At 29.7% G+C, this 20,408-nt stretch carries 14 protein-coding genes; 9 read left to right on the forward strand and 5 right to left on the reverse strand.

Features of this window, described 5'->3' with window-relative positions:
• The first annotated feature begins 172 nt into the window (after window positions 1-172).
• From BM549_RS10695 to BM549_RS10715, 5 genes are all read left to right on the forward strand, one after another.
• Entirely contained in the window at window positions 173-2,011 is a 1,839-nt protein-coding gene (locus BM549_RS10695) for a gliding motility-associated C-terminal domain-containing protein (RefSeq protein ID WP_290470263.1), read from the forward strand.
• Window positions 2,012-2,131: 120 nt separating this feature from the next.
• Window positions 2,132-6,952 (forward strand): T9SS type B sorting domain-containing protein, encoded by a 4,821-nt coding sequence (locus tag BM549_RS10700; protein WP_290470264.1) that lies wholly within the window; start codon window positions 2,132-2,134, stop codon window positions 6,950-6,952.
• A gap of 73 nt (window positions 6,953-7,025) precedes the next feature.
• Window positions 7,026-9,365: a T9SS type B sorting domain-containing protein gene (locus BM549_RS10705; protein WP_290470265.1), complete on the forward strand. Its 2,340-nt coding sequence runs from the start codon at window positions 7,026-7,028 to the stop codon at window positions 9,363-9,365.
• A 99-nt stretch (window positions 9,366-9,464) separates the two neighbouring features.
• A complete protein-coding gene (gene uvrB / locus BM549_RS10710; protein WP_290470266.1) occupies window positions 9,465-11,468 on the forward strand; it encodes an excinuclease ABC subunit UvrB in 2,004 nt (667 codons plus the stop codon).
• Window positions 11,469-11,470: 2 nt separating this feature from the next.
• Window positions 11,471-11,905: an SRPBCC domain-containing protein gene (locus tag BM549_RS10715; protein ID WP_290470267.1), complete on the forward strand. Its 435-nt coding sequence runs from the start codon at window positions 11,471-11,473 to the stop codon at window positions 11,903-11,905.
• 7 nt (window positions 11,906-11,912) lie between these two features.
• On the opposite strand, the gene BM549_RS10720 is transcribed toward BM549_RS10715, so the two are convergent.
• A complete protein-coding gene (locus tag BM549_RS10720) occupies window positions 11,913-12,314 on the reverse strand; it encodes a TerB family tellurite resistance protein (protein ID WP_290470268.1) in 402 nt (133 codons plus the stop codon).
• 431 nt (window positions 12,315-12,745) lie between these two features.
• Between BM549_RS10720 and BM549_RS10725 the strand changes: the two genes are divergently transcribed.
• A complete protein-coding gene (locus BM549_RS10725; protein ID WP_290470269.1) occupies window positions 12,746-13,069 on the forward strand; it encodes a DUF1456 family protein in 324 nt (107 codons plus the stop codon).
• A 31-nt stretch (window positions 13,070-13,100) separates the two neighbouring features.
• Here the strand turns inward: BM549_RS10725 and sucC are convergent, their stop codons facing one another.
• Both sucC and BM549_RS10735 read right to left on the reverse strand, forming a co-directional pair.
• Window positions 13,101-14,294, reverse strand: a complete 1,194-nt coding sequence (gene sucC, locus BM549_RS10730; protein WP_290470270.1) for an ADP-forming succinate--CoA ligase subunit beta — start codon at window positions 14,292-14,294, stop codon at window positions 13,101-13,103.
• A 192-nt stretch (window positions 14,295-14,486) separates the two neighbouring features.
• Window positions 14,487-15,143, reverse strand: a complete 657-nt coding sequence (locus tag BM549_RS10735; RefSeq protein WP_290470271.1) for a hypothetical protein — start codon at window positions 15,141-15,143, stop codon at window positions 14,487-14,489.
• 112 nt (window positions 15,144-15,255) lie between these two features.
• On the opposite strand from BM549_RS10735, the gene lysA reads away from it, so the two are divergent.
• The 3 genes from lysA (at window position 15,256) to BM549_RS10750 (ending at window position 18,585) form a co-directional block, all read left to right on the forward strand.
• On the forward strand, window positions 15,256-16,482 hold the full coding sequence (lysA, locus tag BM549_RS10740) for a diaminopimelate decarboxylase (protein WP_290470272.1): 1,227 nt from the start codon (window positions 15,256-15,258) through the stop codon (window positions 16,480-16,482).
• A 212-nt stretch (window positions 16,483-16,694) separates the two neighbouring features.
• A complete protein-coding gene (locus BM549_RS10745; RefSeq protein WP_290470273.1) occupies window positions 16,695-18,185 on the forward strand; it encodes a PAS domain S-box protein in 1,491 nt (496 codons plus the stop codon).
• Complete coding sequence (locus BM549_RS10750) at window positions 18,178-18,585, forward strand: response regulator (RefSeq protein WP_290470274.1); 408 nt, start codon at window positions 18,178-18,180, stop codon at window positions 18,583-18,585. Before BM549_RS10745 ends, BM549_RS10750 begins: the two co-directional genes overlap by 8 nt.
• Window positions 18,586-18,592: 7 nt before the next feature.
• Here BM549_RS10750 and BM549_RS10755 read toward each other — a convergent pair whose 3' ends face one another.
• Together BM549_RS10755 and BM549_RS10760 are read right to left on the reverse strand one after the other, a co-directional pair.
• The gene (locus BM549_RS10755) at window positions 18,593-18,970 is read right to left on the reverse strand and encodes a VOC family protein (protein WP_290470275.1); all 378 of its coding nucleotides are present in this window, start codon (window positions 18,968-18,970) and stop codon (window positions 18,593-18,595) included.
• A 34-nt stretch (window positions 18,971-19,004) separates the two neighbouring features.
• Entirely contained in the window at window positions 19,005-20,402 is a 1,398-nt protein-coding gene (locus BM549_RS10760) for a M20/M25/M40 family metallo-hydrolase (protein WP_290470276.1), read from the reverse strand.
• Window positions 20,403-20,408: the final 6 nt, after the last annotated feature.

The following is a 20,408-nucleotide window of genomic DNA, read 5'->3' on the forward strand; positions in this document are numbered from 1 at the left end:
GCAACCAATAGTAAAAAGCACTTTAGAGCACACTTTACATTAAAGCGTTAACCTAAAGACTAAGAAATATTAAATAGTATCCATAAAAAAACCTGAACGTTTAGTTCAGGTTTTTTTATTTAATTCTTCCTCATTTATTATTTGTATTTTTAAAACTCGTTAAGTTTAAATAATGAAAAAATCACTTTCAGTTTTATTAATAATATTAGTATCTCCAATATTAGCTTGGTGTCAAGATATTTCAATATTTCAACAATTTAATGGAAGGTATGATTATCTAGCAATAGGAAACACACTAAATCCAGCCGAAAATAATTTAGTTCAAACGTTTTGTGAAATATTACCTTCATCTCAAGCAACACTTAATGTAGATAGCTCTTCAACAATAATTGCTGCATATTTATACTGGGCTGGTTCTGGACTTGGAGATACTGAGGTTTCTTTAAATGGAACTTCTATAATTGCTGAAAACACATATAATACAACTTATACAGATAGTTTTTTTGGAGATTTAAATTATTTCTCATGTTATGCAGACATAACAAATCTAATTTTAAATGAAGGTAATACTATTTACGAGCTAACAAATCTTGATATTTCTGAAACATTAAATAACAATCCTGGACATTGTGAAATAAGAACAAATTTTGCAGGTTGGAGTATTTATGTAATTTATGAAAACAGTGCACTTCCTCTTAATCAAGTCAACTTATTTCAAGGATTAGAAATTATAAATCGTAATGAAACTGAAAAAACAATTTTTCTTGATAATGTAAATGTACTCGATAATGAAAATGCTAAAATAGGTTTTCTGGCATGGGAAGGCGACAATGCTTTAAATTTTGGAGAAACCTTATCTATAAATGGAAATATAATTTCTAATCCACCATTAAATTTAGCAGATAATGCCTTTAACGGGACTAATACTTTCACTAATGCTACAAATTTTTATAATGGAGATTTAGACGTTTACAGTATAGAAAATAATATAAACATTGGAGACACACAAGTTGAAATAAAATTAACTACAGGAGATTTTAATGAATTTGGAACTTTTCAAGCAGATTTAATTTTAATTAATAACATTATAACCGTACTTAATAGCCAATTACCAGATGCGACAATAGACATTATAGGAAATGCAACTAATTGCGGAGATAGAAATATAACTTTAAATTACATTGTAAACAATACAAACAGTACAGATCCCTTACCAGCCGAAACACCAATAGCCTTTTATGTAAACAACCAACTAATTGCACAAACAACAACAAGCAATATTATAGGAATAAACGAAAATGAAACAGACACAATAGAAATAAGTATTCCAGACAATATTCCTAACAATTTTATTTTAGATGTGTATGTTGATGATGATGGCTTAGGAAACAGTACTGTGGTAGAAATTTTAGAAAACAACAATAACACAAACATAACTGTATCATTAATTCCGTTACCAGAAACAATACAATTACCACCATTAAACAATTGCAATGAAGGTTATAACACCTCAACCTATAACTTAGAATTAATTTTAACTGAAATAAATTCTAACAGCTATTTTAATTTTTCATTTTATGAAACTATTGAAGATCTTGAGAATAATACAAACCAAATTGTAAATATTAATAATTATCAATCACAACAAACACCACAAACACTATATATTAAAGCAGAAACAAGCACTTGTTTTGATATTTTTAAATTCAATTTAATAACAGAAAATTGTCCGCCATTTATTCCTCAAGGTTTTTCACCAAATAATGATGGCTATAACGATTATTTTAATATTCAAGGACTTTACACCATTTTTCAAGATCATGAACTATTAATATATAGTCGTTACGGTAATTTAATTTTTATTGGCGACGATAATTCTAAATGGTATGGTGTTGCTAATCATGGCATTAATAAAGGAAAATTAGTACCAACAGGCACATATTTTTATGTACTAAAATTTAATCACAAAAATTTCTTACAAAAAACAGGCTGGATTTACTTAAATCGTTAAAAAATACCGTATTTCATCGATTAATTTTGCGTTTTAACTTTAAAACGTTAGTTTTGTGCACTTTAACGACACAATTGAAGTTTTCGATATTTATAATTTTTAATTATTTGCACTAGTCCATTGAATAAGTCCTCAAAAAATCCAGTTAACTATATAGTATGTATAGTCCTGATAGTAAGTTTTTTTAAACTAAACGCGCAACAAATTAATGTTGACGGCACCCAAACACCTCAAAATTTAATAGAAAATAATTTAGTTCAAGGCTGTGTGCAAGTTTCTAATATTTCATCACCAATTAATGGTAGTATAAATGGATTTTCAAGTTTTGGTTATTTTGAAAGAGCAAATTCAAATTTTCCTTTTGAAAACGGTATAGTACTATCATCTGGTAATATAAACTCTGTTGGAAACTCTCAAAATACAAATGCATTAAACGAAGGAAATACAAATTGGCAAACAGATCCAGATTTAGAAAACGCATTAGGAATAAATAATACACTAAATGCAACAACAATACAATTTAGTTTTATTTCTGGCTCGAGTTCAATTCAATTTAATTACATTTTAGCTTCTGAAGAATACTTTGCAGACTACCCATGTAACTACTCTGATGGATTTGCTTTTTTAATAAGAGAAACTGGAAGTGGTAACCCATATCAAAATATTGCGATAGTACCAGGTACCTCAACTCCAGTAAATACAAGTACAATACATGATGAAATAGTAGGATTTTGTCCTGCAGAAAATGAAAGTTATTTTGAAGGTTATAACATTGGAGACACTAATTTTAATGGTCGTACAACTGTTATGTCTGCCTCTGCTAATATAACTCCAAATACACAATATGATATTAAATTAATTATTGCAGACCAAACAGATAGAAACTTTGATTCTGCTGTTTTTATAGAAGGAAATAGTTTTACAGACAGTGTAGATTTAGGTCCAGATTTTTCAACATGTGATGCTTCAACTGTACTAAATGCCAATACAAATAATCCTCAAGCTACATATGTTTGGTATCAAAACAATACAATAATTAATGGAGAAAATTCAAGTAGTTTAAATGTAAATACTTCAGCCACATATACAGTAGAAATTACTGTGCCTTTAAATAATACCTCTTGCACCTTTGAAGATAGTATAGATGTTACATTAAACTCTATTCAAAACATATCTCCTCTAAATGATTTTGAATTATGCGATGACATAAGTAACGACCAAACTGAGAATTTTGACCTAACAACTAGAAATAATGAAATGCTTTCATTATTACCAAACTCAAACTATAGTATTAGTTACCATGCCTCAAGCCAAAGTGCTTCAAATAATACAAACGCTTTTACAAATATTAATAATGTTACAAATCCACAAACTGTTTATATAAGAGCAGAAGATACTTCTAGTGGTTGCGTTTATATTTCTCAAGTAAGTTTAATAGTTAATCCAACTCCAGAAATAACAGATCCAGAAGATGCCGAAATTTGTAGTAATAGCGATGGCAGTATTGCGTTAACAAATTTTAATAATGAAATTACAAACAATAATTCTAATTATAGTGTTACTTACCATTTCTCTCAAACAGATGCAGATAGTGGTGCAAACCCAATAGCTTCTCCTTACACTCCAACAAATACTACAGAGCAATTATTTATAAGAGTAATTAACATAAATACTGGTTGCTTAGCATTTACAGACATAACTATAAACACATATGATGCGCCAGATGTAGACACTACAACACAGCAAATAAATGCCTGTGAACAAGACGATGATGGTTTTGAAACTTTTGATTTAGAAAGTGTTTTACCAAACGTACTACAAGGTGTTACAAATGTCACTACAACCTTCCATACTTCTATTGAAGATGCTCAAAGCGATATTAACGCTATAAATAACACCACAAATTTTCAAAATACAGAACCAGACTTTCAAATAGTTTATATAAGAATTGAAAATAATAACAATTCTTGTTTTGAAATTGTTGCAATAGAATTACACACAAATATCCTAGAAACAGGAACCAATATTCGAGATTTTTCGGTATGTGATAACGCACCAGATGATAATATTGGAGAATTTAATTTAGAAAATATAACAACTACTATAGCCAATGGACTACCAGATGTAGAAATAACATACTATGAAACTGAAGAAGATTTAACAAATAATACAAATGCAATTGATGCCTCAACCTTATATAGCGTGAATAACACACAAACACTTTATATTTTAATAGAAGATGCAGATTGTTCTAATACTTCAGAAATTGTATTAAATATTTTACCATCTGTAACTATTTTAAATGATGCACCAGTTACCTATTGTGATACAGATCCAGATGGCTTTACCTCTATTCAACTTTCAAGCTTTAATAGTTTAATGAGCGAAGGCATCCCAAATGCTGCTGTAACTTATTACGAAACACAAACAGATGCAGATAATTATGAAAATCAACTTCCAGAATTTTACAATAACACAGTAAATCCTGTTACGGTATATGTTAGAGTGATTGGTGAAGGTGGCTGTCACGACATTAAACCATTGCAAATAGAAGTATTACCAGCACCAGACACAGTGATTCCTTCAGGATTTTTAATTTGTGATGATGATCAAGATGGCATTTATAATATTGATTTAACATCAAAAAACACAGAAATAACAAACAACAACAATGTTTCAATTTCTTACTTTGAAACTGAAAATGATGCCAATTCATCTACAAATCAAATTATAAACGATACAAACTATGCTGCACAAACAAATACTGTTTTTGCCAAAGTTTCAAACAATGACACAGGTTGTTATGCTCTAGTTCCAGTAGATATTATTATTAATACATTACCTGTATTTACAAGTATTCCAGATTTTAGATTATGTGAAACAGATGGAAATCAAACAGCAGATTTTATTTTCTCGTTACATGATGATAATGTTTTAAATGGTCAAACTGGAAAACAAGTATTGTATTTTGAAACACAAGTTGACGCTACAAATAGAACAAATATTATAGATAAAAATGCTGTATATAACAATACATCTCAAACTCAAACAATGTTTGTTAGAGTAGAAAATATAACAGATAGTTCTTGTTTTGGTGTCTCTAATTTTAATATAGAAGTAGGTTCAGATCCTATTTACACAGAACCACAAGATGTTTTTGTTTGTGATGATATTTCTAATGATGGTTTTGAAACTTTTAATTTAAACGAGATAACAAATACTATAACGCAAGGTAGTCCAGATACTTTAACGGTTTCATATTACTTATCGCAAAACGATGCAGATAACGAAATAAATGCATTGCCTCAAAGTTTTACAACTACCGAAAATCCTCAAGCCATATTTGTTGTTGTAGATAATGGTACGTATTGTAAAGGCTTTAATAGTTTTGAGTTTAATGTAATACAAGTTCCACAAATTAATCCGGCATCAAATTTAGAGGTTTGTGATACTAATACAGATGGTTTTGCTGCATTCGATTTAACTATTGCAGAGATTGAAGTGCTAGCCGTAAGACAAGATAATATTTCTATTGCTTATTATGAAAATATAAATGATTTAGAAACAAATAATAACCCAATAGCAAACCCAGAAAATTATACAAATACTTCTAATCCGCAAACAGTTTATATAGAAATTACAAATACCGTATCAAACTGTGAGGTTTCTGTACCAATAGAATTAATTGTAAATCTTCCACCTGTAATTAACAATATTGGTTCTTACAATACATGCGATAATGAAAATAACACTTTCAATTTAAATGAAACTATAGACACTTTAATAAACAACCAAAATGCAATTGTTAACTTTTTTAGTTCTCAAGCAGATGCAGAAACAAATCAAAATGCCTTAAATACAGATTATACATACACATCTAACAACGAAACTATTTATGCTAGAGCAGAATTTTCAAACAATGGATGTTATAATATTATGCCATTTACGCTAGTTGTTAATGCTTTACCAATAGCAAATTCACCACAAGATTTAGAAGCTTGTGATGATGATTATGATAGTTTTTTATTTTTCGATCTTTCTCAACAAACAGCCACAATATTAGGTAATCAAAATCAAAACGATTTTACAGTAACATATTACAATACTTTAGCAGATGCAAATTCTGCTAGTAACCCTATTCAAAATTTAAATTATGAAGCTGAAAATGGTGAACAATTTTTTGCAAGAATAGAAAACAATACCACTAGTTGTTATAGTACTACTAGTTTTTTAACCATTGTTAGGCGCAAACCAAATGTAGAAATTACTAATCAAGTTATTTGTTTAGACAATTTACCACTTACCGTTACTGCAGAAACATTTGTAGATACAGATACATATTTATGGTCTACAGGAGAAACCACTTCTATTATAGATATAGATTCAATAGGAAATTACAGTGTTACCGTAACAACACAATACGGTTGTTCAACAACCTCTAATTTCGAGGTCTCAGAATCTGAAGCAGCTATCATAGAATTTACAGAAACCATAGACTTTGGAAACCCAAACAACTTAACAATAACGGTTTCTGGAATTGGTGAATACCTATATCAATTTGATGATGGAGAACCTCAAGAATCTAATTTCTTTGGTAATGTTCCAATTGGCCCACATACAATAACAGTTATAGATGTTAATGGGTGTAATAGCACAACAAAAGAAATTGTAATAATTGATGCTCCGCAGTACTTTACACCAAATGGAGATGGCATTAATGAAACTTGGCATATTACTGGAGTCGAATTATTAGAAGGTACAATTGTAAATGTATACAATAGATACGGTAAATTATTAGGTACATTAAACCATTTTTCTAATGGTTGGGATGGTAACTATAACGGCAACCCAATGCCTGCTACAGACTATTGGTTTGTTGCAGATGTTAAAAAAGGAAATATAGAATTTCAAGTTAAAGGCCATTTTGCCTTAAAACGCTAGACTATATGCTTTAACACAACTTTTTGTAATCCCTTTTTTATTCTTACTTATATTTGCAAAATATTTGCTAGAAATGAAAAATGCTTTTTTAACAGTTTTACTATTGTTTAGTGTTCTTGCGACTTCGCAAAACATTACTGTAGATAGCCAAACTTATACACCACAACAACTTGTTGAAGATATTTTAATCGATAGTGATTGTATTTCTAATGTTCAAATTACAAATGCAATTGGTGGAGATTTTAATAATACCGATCAAAGTTACGGTTATTTTCATGCTACAGGAACAACGTTTCCTTTTCAATCTGGAATAGTTTTAAGTACAGGTAGACTTGAAAATGTTCCTGGTCCAAACAATTCTTTAAGCGATGATGATGCTCCAAACTGGCAAGGCGATCAAGATCTTGAAGTTGCATTACAAGAGTCGAACACATTAAATGCTACAATAATAGAATTCGATTTTACATCGGTAGCAAACCAAATTAGCTTTCGTTATATATTTGCTTCAGAAGAATATCAAGAAGGGAATTCTAGTACCTGCCAATATTCAGACTTATTTGGTTTTTTAATTAAACCAGCAAGTGCACCAGATTCAGATTTTGAAAACATTGCCTTAGTACCTAACACCCAAACGCCTGTTAAGGTTACTACAGTACATCCAGAAATTCCTGGTAGTTGTGATGCTATTAACGAAATCTATTTTGACACCTTTAATGATAATATTGCACCAATAAATTTTAACGGTCAAACAGCTGTACTTACTGCTACAGCACAAACAGTACCTAACCAAAGTTACCATGTAAAATTAGTAATTGCAGATGAGCAAAATTACCGTTATGATTCTGCAGTGTTTTTAGAAGCTGGTAGTTTTGAACTTAGTACAAATTTGGGAATAGATAGATTATTATCAACCAATAATCCACTTTGCGGAACAGAAACTTTAGAGCTAAATGCAACTCAAGCGAATGCTACTAGTTACCAATGGTATAAAGATAATGTAATATTACCAGGTGAAATTAATGCAATTTACACCGTTACAAATCCTGGTACATATAGTGTAGAAGTTAGTGTAAATAACACCTGTATTTCTTACGGCGAAATTACAGCTGAATATGCACAAACACCAAATGTTGAAAACACTACTCTATTTGAATGTGACATAAATCAAGATGGTTTTACTACCTATAATTTATATGATGCTGCAGATACCGTTACAATGGAAGCGCCAAATGTTGGTGTAACAGATTTCTATTTAACTTACACAGATGCCGAAATGCAAATTAATGCCATTTCAAATCCTAATAATTTTAATAATACAAGTGTAATGCAAACCGTTTATGCTTCGGTTACAAACCAAAGTACTAATTGTACAGCTATAGCTGAAATACTTTTAGATATTTCAACAAACACCTTAACATTACAACCTTTTGATGCTTGTGATGATGATACTGTAGATGGATTTACAAGTTTTAATCTTAACGATTTAAGACTTCAAATACAACCTAGCGTTCCTACAAATGCTACCATAACTTTTTACACAACAATTGAAGATGCTTTTGCTGAGACTAATAGTATTAATGGAGACTTTAATAATACAACTCAAAACACTCAAGATATTTTTGTAAAAGTTGTTACAGATACTAACCAATGTTATGCTGTTTCTAGCGTAACTTTAAATGTTCTTTTTACACCACAACTTTTACCAAACGAATCTGTTTTTTATTGTTTAAATAGTTTCCCGGAAACTATTACGCTCAACGGTGGCATAACTAACGACTTACCAAATAATCATTATTATCAATGGCTATTTAATGGTACAGACACAGGAGTAGATACTAGCTTTATAGAGATTAATGAAGTTGGCGTTTATACCGTAATTGTAACAGACCCAAATGGCTGTTCTAATTCAAGAGAAATTACAGTTTTACCTACAAGCGAGCCTATTATAGAAGATGTAATATTTACAGAATTAACAACAAATAACACTGCAACAGTTATTGTTTCTGGCACTGCCGACTACGAATATGCTATTGATGATGAATTTGGATTTTATCAAAGTAGCAATACATTCTCAAATCTTGAACCAGGTTTTCATACCATTTATGTTCGTGATTTAACAAACTGTGGCGACGCTTCAATAAGTTTTTCAATTTTAGGATTTCCGCAATACTTTACTCCAAATGGCGATACCGTAAACGAAACCTGGAAACCAGTAGGTGTAAACAATGAGTTTAATACCAACTTAAATATTTTAATCTACAACCGCTATGGTAAATTATTAGCTAATGTAAATCCTGTTATTGGGTGGGATGGTACTTTTAACGGCTTTAATTTACCAAGTGATGATTATTGGTACGTAATAAACCATCCAAACGGAAACCAATATAAAGGTCATTTTGCGTTAGTTAGATAAATATTTACACGTTTTATATTAAAACTTTCAACTAAAAGGATAAATCGCTTTAACCTTCCTTTAAACAAATAACTGCACAATATTCTGTAATTTTGTAGTATGAAGTTTAAAATAGAATCAGAGTTTAGCCCAACTGGAGATCAGCCATCTGCAATTAAACAGTTGGTTAATGGTATTAATACAAACGAAAAATACCAAACCTTACTTGGGGTTACAGGTTCTGGAAAAACATTTACCGTAGCAAATGTTGTAGAAAGTGTACAAAAACCCACATTAGTTTTAGCACATAATAAAACACTTGCAGCCCAATTATATAGCGAGTTTAAACAATTTTTTCCAGAGAATGCTGTTGAGTATTTTGTTTCTTATTATGATTATTATCAACCAGAAGCCTATATTCCAACATCTGGTGTATATATAGAAAAAGATCTATCTATTAACGAAGAAATAGAGAAAATGCGTTTAAGCACTACATCTTCTCTACTCTCTGGACGTCGAGATGTTTTAGTTGTCGCTTCAGTTTCATGCTTATATGGTATTGGTAACCCTATAGAATTTCAAAAAAATGTAATTACAATAAAACGTGATCAAGAAATTTCTAGAACAAAATTGTTACATCAATTAGTTCAAAGTTTATATTCTCGTACCGAAGCTGATTTTAAACACGGTAACTTCAGAATAAAAGGAGATACAGTCGATATATTTCCAAGTTATGCAGACGATGCCTTTAGAATACACTTTTTTGGTGATGAAATTGAAATGATAGAACAGTTTAATATTCAAACCAATGAAGTAATTGAAGAGTACGATAGACTTAACATTTATCCTGCTAACATGTTTGTAACCTCTCCAGACGTCTTACAAGGTGCTATTAAAGAAATTCAAGATGATTTAGTTAAACAACACGATTATTTTAAAGACATAGGCAAACATCTTGAAGCTAAAAGGTTAAAAGAACGTACCGAATTTGATTTAGAAATGATACGAGAACTTGGCTATTGCTCTGGTATAGAAAACTATTCTAGATATTTAGATGGTAGATTACCTGGTACTAGACCGTTCTGTTTACTTGATTATTTTCCAGACGATTATTTAATGGTAGTAGATGAAAGTCACGTTACAATTTCTCAAGTGCATGCGATGTATGGTGGCGATAGAAGCCGAAAAGAAAACTTAGTTGATTACGGTTTTAGGTTACCTGCTGCAATGGATAATAGACCTTTAAAGTTTGAAGAATTTGAAGCTTTACAAAATCAAGTACTTTATGTTAGTGCTACTCCAGCAGATTACGAGCTTCAAAAAACAGATGGTGTTTATGTTGAACAGGTTATTAGACCAACAGGATTGCTAGATCCTATTATTGAAGTAAGACCTAGTTTAAACCAAATAGATGATTTAATTGAAGAAATACAAGTGCGTGTAGAAAAAGATGAACGTACTTTAGTTACTACATTAACTAAAAGAATGGCTGAAGAGTTAACAAAATATTTAAGCAGAATAGATATTCGTGTACGTTATATACATAGTGATGTTGACACTTTAGAGCGTGTTGAAATCATGCAAGATTTACGTAAAGGTATTTTTGATGTATTAGTTGGTGTAAACCTTTTACGTGAAGGTTTAGATTTACCAGAAGTGTCTTTAGTTGCAATTTTAGATGCAGATAAAGAAGGTTTTTTACGCTCTAACCGCTCGCTAACGCAAACTGTTGGTCGTGCTGCAAGACATTTAAATGGTAAAGCTATTATGTATGCAGACAAAATTACTAAAAGTATGCAATCTACTATTGATGAAACCGAATATAGGCGTGCTAAACAAATAAAGTATAATACAGATAATAACATTACTCCTAAAGCGCTTAATAAAAGTTTAGATAATGTTTTATCTAAAAACTCTGTAAGTACCTATAGTTACGAATTAGAAGCTGCTAAAGCTGCAGAACCTGAAAGCGAATATTTAACTAAAGCAGAATTAGAAAAGAAAATTAGAGAAAAAAGAAAACTAATGGAAAAAGCGGCAAAAGCTTTAGATTTTATAATTGCTGCACAATTACGTGACGAAATAAAAGCATACCAAGGAAAACTAGAAGATTTAAAAGTTTAAATATGGAATTAAAAAACACACCAATTATTGTTAAGCAAGAATTTAATACTACAGCAGAAAAAGTTTGGGAAGCAATTACAAATCCAGATTTAATGCGCCAATGGTATTTTAATAACATTCCAGACTTTAAAACCGAAGTTGGTTTTAAAACAGAGTTTATTGTAAAATCTGAAACTAGAGTTTTTCCACATATTTGGGAAGTTACAGAGGTTATTAATTTAAAGAAGTTAAGTTATTCTTGGTGTTTTAATGGCTATGAAGGAAAATCTATTTCTACGTTTGAGATATCACCATTAAAAGACAAAACCAAGTTAACACTTACCGCAAGTATTATTGAAAAATTTCCAGAAAATATTCCCGAATTTAAAAGAGAAAGCGGTGTTGCAGGATGGAATTACTTAATTAAAGAAAGCTTAGTTGCTTTCTTAAACAAGTAAATTTTAATTAATTGTATTGTACTTTAAAGATATCTATAAGCACTTCCGCAGGAACCATCATATCTGGAAAACCTTCCATTAAATATAATACTCGTGTAATAGATTCATGATTTAATCCCATTCTAAGCCCGTAATTATAAAGTTTAGCAACCTCTTCTCGCGTTCTTTCTTGATCTATATGCATTAATAAAACTAAACGGTGAAATTGTACAATGCGTTCACTATGCGATTTTAAATGTATATAATTTATTGGGTGATCAATAAGATAATCAAAATCTTCTCTTGAAATATCAAGTTGTTTTGCTACGCCTAAAAGAAAATTATATTCAATTTTTTTTAGTTGCGTATCAGATTTTGCAAAAGCAATCATTTCTGATAATAAACTTAACTTTTGTACTCTATTTGGCATAATGCGAGGGAATTAAATTATACTTCATAAAGTTAATAAAAATCAATAATTTATAATCGTTGAAAGCACGTAGCTTATCGAAAAACAAACCGTTTTATATCGAATATTATTTAGCTTTAAACCGATTTCTATATTTACATTTAAAAAAAAGTTAAATATCATTTTATAAAAAAATTGATTTAAAATCTTAAAAAACAACACAACTTACTACTATATAGATTGTTGCGTTTAAAAAAAACTATATGTTTTGGCTTCAAAAAATAACAATAATTTAATTTTTAAATTAACATTTAGAAATTTACTAAAACGCTAATGTTTACATTTAGTTGAATAATAATTAATGTTTTAGGCTATTTTAATTTATTTTTGATGCCAGAAAATATTTTACCTCTCATTAGTATTTGAATTATTTAAATACTAAAAAATTGATTATGACAAACAACGATATATTTAAAAAATTAAGAGTTGCTCACAAGCTTCGTGACGATGATATTATTAAAATTTTAATGCTGGTTGACTTTAGAGTTACTAAAAGTGAGCTTAGTGCTTTTTTTAGAAGAGAAGATCATCCAAATTATGTAGAATGTGGAGACCAAATTTTAAGAAACTTCTTAAATGGTTTAATTATTCATTTACGTGGTCCAATGCCTAAAAAAGAAGACAAACCCAAAGCAGTAAAAACTGTTAAGAAGAAAAGGTTTGATAATAAAAAGAATTTTAATAAACCTAGAGATAAAAAAAAGAGCAACGATTAAGTTGCTCTTTTTTTTATATAAATATTTTAGCTTATGCTAAAACAGCTTGTACTTTATCTGCTGCTTCTTGAAATTCTGTAGCACTCATTACATCTAATCCAGAGCTATCAATAAGTTCTTTTGCGATATCTGCATTAGTACCTTGTAAACGTACAATAATTGGAACGTTTATAGCGTCACCCATATTCTTGTATGCATCTACAACACCTTGAGCAACACGATCACAACGTACAATACCACCAAAGATGTTTATTAAAATTGCTTTTACAGCTGGATCTTTTAATATAATTCTAAAAGCTGCTTCAACACGTTTAGCATCTGCAGTACCACCAACATCTAAAAAGTTAGCAGGTTCTCCACCAGCTTGCTTAATTAAATCCATAGTTGCCATTGCTAAACCAGCACCATTTACCATACATCCAACGTTACCGTCAAGATCTACATAGTTAAGTCCTAATTCACCAGCTTCAACTTCAATTGGGCTTTCTTCACGTTTGTCACGTAACTCTGCTAAATCTTTATGTCTGTATAATGCGTTAGCATCTAAAGTTACTTTAGCATCTACCGCCATTATTTTATCGTCACTTGTTTTTAAAACAGGATTAATTTCAAATAAAGAAGAATCAGATTTTACATAAGCTGTATATAAAGACGTTACAAATTTTGTCATGTCTTTAAAAGCTGCTCCAGATAAACCTAAGTTAAAAGCAACTTTACGTGCTTGAAATGGTAAAATTCCAGTTGCAGGATCTATTTCTTCAGTAAAAATTAAATGTGGTGTTTCTTCTGCTACAGTTTCAATATCCATTCCACCTTCTGTAGAATACATAATCATATTACGTCCAGTTCCTCTATTTAAAAGTACAGACATGTAATATTCTTCTGGCTCAGAATCTCCTGGATAGTAAACATCTTCTGCTACTAAAACTTGGTGTACACGCTTACCTTCTGCAGAAGTTTGAGGTGTCACTAAATCCATACCAATAATATCATTAGCGATAGATTTTACTTCGTCTAAGTTTTTAGCAAGCTTAACGCCACCACCTTTTCCACGACCACCGGCGTGAACTTGAGCTTTAATTACGTGCCATCCTGTTCCGGTATCTTCTGTTAGCTTTTTAGCTGCAGTTACAGCTTCATCAGCGTTTTGTGCAACTATACCGCGTTGGATACGTACGCCAAAGCTGCTTAATAATTCTTTTCCTTGATATTCGTGTAAATTCATCTTTAAATAGATTATTTGTTATTTCCGCGAAGACGGAAATCTATAAAATTAAATTTTTGATTGTAATAAATTCCGAAGAACTATTATGCAACAAAAGTAAATAACCTTAGGCGTTTTACCAATATTTTTTATTAATGATTTTAATTGATTTGCTTTTATAATTATGTTGGTATTATAATTATGTAGTTTTATTTAATCTTTCAAGCTTTTTATTACAGAAAAGGCTTTATCTACTAAATGGTCTTCTACTAATATTGTAAACTCGTTAGTTGTAGAAATTACTTCGTATAAAGTTACATTTTCCCATGCTAAACGTTTAAACATTTGGTAATACAAACCTGCTATTTTAGAGTTTCCTCTTGGTAAATTTATACTTATGGCAGATAGTTTATCTTGTAACCCAATTAGTGTTTCGTTTTTAAAAATTTTTAAAATCGCATCTTTCTCTACACTAGAAATAATGATATTACTTTCTAAAATACCACGAGTAAAACCATAAAATATATGGTTATTTGTATTTATTTTTTCTAATATTTTTGAGTGACTATTTATTAATGTTTTTGAGTTTTGAAATGTAAAATCACTAAGATTTGAACGTACAGTTATATCTCCTAAGTTTTTAAATACCTTTTTTAACTGTATAGAGTTATCTACATTAATTGGTTGATTGTAACGCCTTAACGCCATCATTATCGCACCATTTTTAATAGGCTTACGTAGCATTTTTGAAATGGTATCGTTTAAGTCTTCTGCTAATGCAGAATAATTAATAATATTACGAGAAAGTGCTTCTTCTAAAAAAGGACTAGAAATAATTATTTCTTCTACACAAGATGCGATAGTTTTCATTTTGTTAAATATTTAACATTATGTGCAAAAATAGATAAAATTTTTCATTTTTAAGTTTTTAAAGGTTTTTACATTTAGTTTTGCTTTACAATTAGATTTGATATTAAAGAAAATGAAACAAAACACCTTATTACAAATTGCTAAAGATTTTGGAAGTCCTGTATATGTTTACGACTCTCAAACCATAACAAATCAATACAACCGCTTAACTTCTGCATTTAATAAGGTTAAACAGGTTAAATTAAATTATGCAGTAAAAGCATTATCTAATATTTCAATTTTAAAGTTAATGCGCTCGCTTGGTGCTGGTTTAGATACTGTATCTATTCAAGAGGTTCATTTAGGCTTAGCTGCTGGCTTTAAAGCTGAAGATATAATTTTTACACCTAACGGCGTTTCGCTATTAGAAATTGAAACTGTTGCTAAATTAGGTTGCCAAATTAATATTGATAATCTTTCTATATTAGAACAGTTTGGCACTAAACACCCAAAAATTCCCGTTTGTATTCGTATTAATCCTCATGTTATGGCTGGCGGAAATACTAATATTTCTGTAGGACATATTGATAGTAAATTTGGTATTTCTATTCACCAAATACCACATATACTTCGTATTGTAGAAAATACAAACATGACTATTAATGGTATTCACATGCATACAGGAAGTGATATTTTAGATATAGATGTATTTTTATATGCTAGTGAAATACTTTTTGAAACGGCTAAGAATTTTAAAAATTTAGATTTTATAGATTTCGGTTCTGGCTTTAAAGTGCCTTATAAAACAGGAGATATTGAAACTAATATTGAAGAGTTTGGAGACAAACTTTCTGCAAGATTTAATACCTTTTGTAAAAATTACGGTAAAGAGTTAACCTTAGCCTTTGAACCTGGTAAGTTTTTAGTTAGTGAAGCCGGACAGTTTTTAGCTAAAGTAAATGTAGTAAAACAAACTACCTCGACAGTTTTTGCTCAAGTAGATTCTGGTTTTAATCATTTAATTAGACCAATGCTTTATGGCTCTCAACATGAAATAGAAAATATTTCTAACCCTAAAGGTAGAGAACGCTTTTATAGTGTTGTGGGTTACATATGCGAGACAGATACTTTTGCAAATAACAGGCGTATTGCCGAAATAAGAGAAAACGACATTTTAGCTTTTAAAAATGCTGGAGCTTATTGCTACTCTATGGCTAGTAATTATAATTCACGTTATCGTCCAGCTGAAGTTTTATGGCACAATGGTGAAGCACACTTAATTAGAAAACGTGAAACCTTTGATGATATTTTACGTAACCAAGTTGAAATAGATTTAAAACCTAAAAAAGTAAAAATTTAATTTACAAAAAAGCCTCTTAATTTTAAGAGGCTTTTTTTTGTTAAACAACTAAAAAAGAAAACATTAGTAAAAACACAACATGCAAAAACATTCACGATACATACAATAATCGACTTAATGTGCTTTTTATCTAATTTTTTATTAACTTGCTATCTATCTTTATGTTTTCATTTATATAATAATTAAAATTAAAAATGCAAGACCTCAACAAATTGAATATTATATCGAATGAAATACATGATTTCGAGTTTATTAATGCTATAGAAAACTCTTTAGCCATTGGCTCTTGGGAATTTAATTTAAAAACAAATACCTTAAAATGGAGTACTGTTACTAAGAAAATTCATGAAGTTCCAGATGATTATAAACCAGATGTAGAAACAGGACTTAACTTTTACAAAGAAGGTTTACACAGAGAACGAATTACTTCCATTTTTAGTAATGCTATTTTAACTAATACAAGTTTTGATGACGAATTTATAATTATTACAGCAAAAGGTAAAGAGAAATGGGTACGCTCTATTGGTTATCCTGTATTTGAAAATGATACTTGCGTTTTAGTTAAAGGTGTGTTTCAAGATATTACCGAAAAAACACAAAAAAATATTGAAATTTCTTATAAAGAAAGTTTGTTTAGATCCATTTTTGAAAACTCAATAACAGGAATGGCTATTGTAAGTTTAGAGGGTAAATGGCTAAAAGTAAATAACAGTATTTGCAAAATTTTTGGGTATTCTGAAGCTGAACTTTTAGATTTAAACTTTATAGAGTTAACTCATAATGATGATAAACACATTGGTTTAGAGGAAATAAAATTAATGATTGAAGGAAAGTTAGATAACTTTCAGGTTGATAAAAGATATATAAATAAAAACGGAAACATTATTCATTGTCAACTTTCTACTACAATAGTAAGAGATCTCGATAATGAACCTGTTCATTTTGTTGCAAATATTAATGATATTACGAAATCTAAATTAGCAAAACAAAAAATTAAAAACCTATTAGCTATATCGTCTAAGCAAAATGAAAGATTATTAAATTTTGCACATATTGTATCTCATAATTTAAGATCTCACGCTGGAAATCTAGACATGCTAATTGGTTTAAAAAAAGAAGATTACCCAGACGCTGTAGATAATGAATACTTCCCACATATTGAGAAAGCTGTAAAAAATTTAAATGAAACTATAGCAAATTTAAATGACGTTGCCATACATAATATTGTAGAAGTTGAAAATTTAGAACCACTAAATTTACTAGAATATGTTAATAATGCTATAAGTAATATTAAAGCATTACACGTTGTAAAAAAAGCTAAAATTAAAATTGATATTAATAAAACAATAAAAGTTAAAGGAATACCAGCTTATTTAGATAGTATTATAATTAATTTATTAACCAATGCTATTAAATATAAAAACCCAGATGAAGACCCTAAAATAAAATTAATAGCTAGTAAAGATGATAAAAATATAATTTTAGAAGTTATAGATAATGGTATAGGAATAGATTTAAAAAAACATGGCGAAAAATTATTTGGCATGTATAATGTTTTCCACCATAATAAAGACTCTCGAGGATTAGGTTTATTTATTACAAAAAATCAAATTGAAGCTATTGGTGGAAAAATAGAAGTTAAAAGTAAAGTGGGAAAAGGCACTACTTTTAGACTATTTTTTAAAAAAACTAACTATGCATAGAATTAAATTAGCCTGCGTAATTGACGATGACCCAATTTACATATTTGCAATTAAAAGATTATTTAAGAGAAAAAACTTTACAAGTAATTTTATAATTTACAATAATGGTAATGAAGCTTTTAAAGGGATTAAAGAGCGTTTAAAAAATGGCGAGCAACTTCCAGACATTATATTATTAGATATTAATATGCCAGTTATGGATGGATGGCAATTTTTAGAAGATTATAAAAAACTAAAAATTGAAAAAAAAATACCTATTTATGTAACAAGCTCTTCTATTAAAAAAAGCGATGTCGAAAAAGCCCAAGGTGATAATTTTGTTAGAAATTATGTAAACAAACCCATTAATAAAGAAAATCTAGATTTTTTAATTGAGGATTTTAAAAAAGTAGATTTATAATTTAGCTCTATAAATTACTATAAAATGTGAGCCCGTTATTATCTAAATCATAAAATGCAAACTCTACAGTTTCCCAATCTGTTTTTCTTAAAATTGTTTTATCACTAATAACACCTCTAAACTTATATTCTTCGTAAAGATTTTCTATATGTTCTGTAACAATACGCAACATTGGTGTATTAAAACCTAACTCCCATTCTTTTTCATCATGCCATTGTAAATGTATTTCTATTGCATCACGAGTTATGCCTGCATATTTTGGGTTTTTAGAATCATCTGCAAAAGCTATTTTAAAGCCTAATTTTTTCACATAAAAAGTTAATGCTTCTACTACATTTTTAACAGGTAAAATGGGATGTATTTGATGTAGTATTGGTTTTGGCATTTTGAAAAATTAAGTTTTAAAATAAAAAATACAACTAATCTTTTAGCTCTTTTACATCATTAATGTTTGATGTTCCATATTTATCAAAAAGATAAATTAAGCTTGTCATGGTTGCTGCACCTAACTCTAACTCTCTTTTATTTACAGCATCAAAAGTATCGTTACTTGCATGATGATGATCAAAATAACGTTGTGAATCTGGACGTAATCCTGCTAAAACAATATTATCATTTTTTAATGGACCAATATCTGCGCCACTATATCCTTTTTCAAAATAATGAATTAAATAAGGTTTAAATAATGGCTCCCAGCTTAATACTTTATTTAAGTTAGCTTCGCTACAATCAAAACTAAAACCTCTTGGTGTAAAACCACCAGAATCACTCTCTAAAGCAAACACATGATTTTCGTTTTTACGTTTTGCTTCTTCGGCATATTTTTTACCACCTCGCAATCCATTTTCTTCATTCATAAACAAAACAACTCTAATGGTACGTTTTGGTTTAATACCGCTTTCTTTTAACAAACGTAAAACATCCATAGATTGTACAACTCCAGCACCATCATCATGAGAACCGTCGCCTAAATCCCAAGAATCTAAGTGACCACCAACAACCATATACTCGTTTGGAAATTCGCTTCCTGTAATTTCTCCAATTACATTATAAGACAATACATCTTCAAACTGTTTACAATTTTGTTTAAAATAAAATTCTAGGTTTTTATCATTTTTTAATGCTTCAGATAAAATATTTGCATCGTTTGTACTTATTGCTGCACTTGGTATACGTTGGTTATTTGGTAAATCTAGATAACCCATACTTCCTGTGTGTGGTAAATCGTCTTGACGTAAATTTAACGAGCGAACTATTACACCAACAGCGCCAAGTTTTCCTGCTTCGTAAGCACCTGCATAACGTTGTTTAGAACAACCTCCATATGCCTCAAAGGTGTGGATTAATTCAGGATTCATTGCGCCATTAAAAAAAACTATTTTTCCTTTTACTTTTGTACCAAGTTCTGCAAGTTCTTCAAAGCTTTTTACTTCTACTACTTTAGCTTTTAAACCTGTTTTTGGTGTTGCAATAGAACCACCTAAAGCACAAATATTAACATTTTTTTGTTTTCCTAAAGTTGTAAAATAACCTACTTCTTTTTCACCTCGATCCCATTTTGGTACCATAACTTCTTGAAGCCATACTTTATCTAACCCTAATTTTTCTAATTCGGTTTTTGTGTATTGCACCGCTCTTTCTGCATTTACAGAACCAGAAAGTCTACCTCCTATATTATTTGATAAATAATCTAACCATGCATATGCTTTACCATTTGTTAATGACTGTTTATATATTGTTTTTAAAACATCTTTATCATTTTGAGCGAAACTTAATAAAGAGGTAAGCATTAAAAGTATAAGTATATTTCTTTTCATTTTAAA

The sequence above is a fragment of the Lacinutrix sp. MedPE-SW genome (genome assembly GCF_001874145.1).
GTDB lineage: Bacteria > Bacteroidota > Bacteroidia > Flavobacteriales > Flavobacteriaceae > Lacinutrix.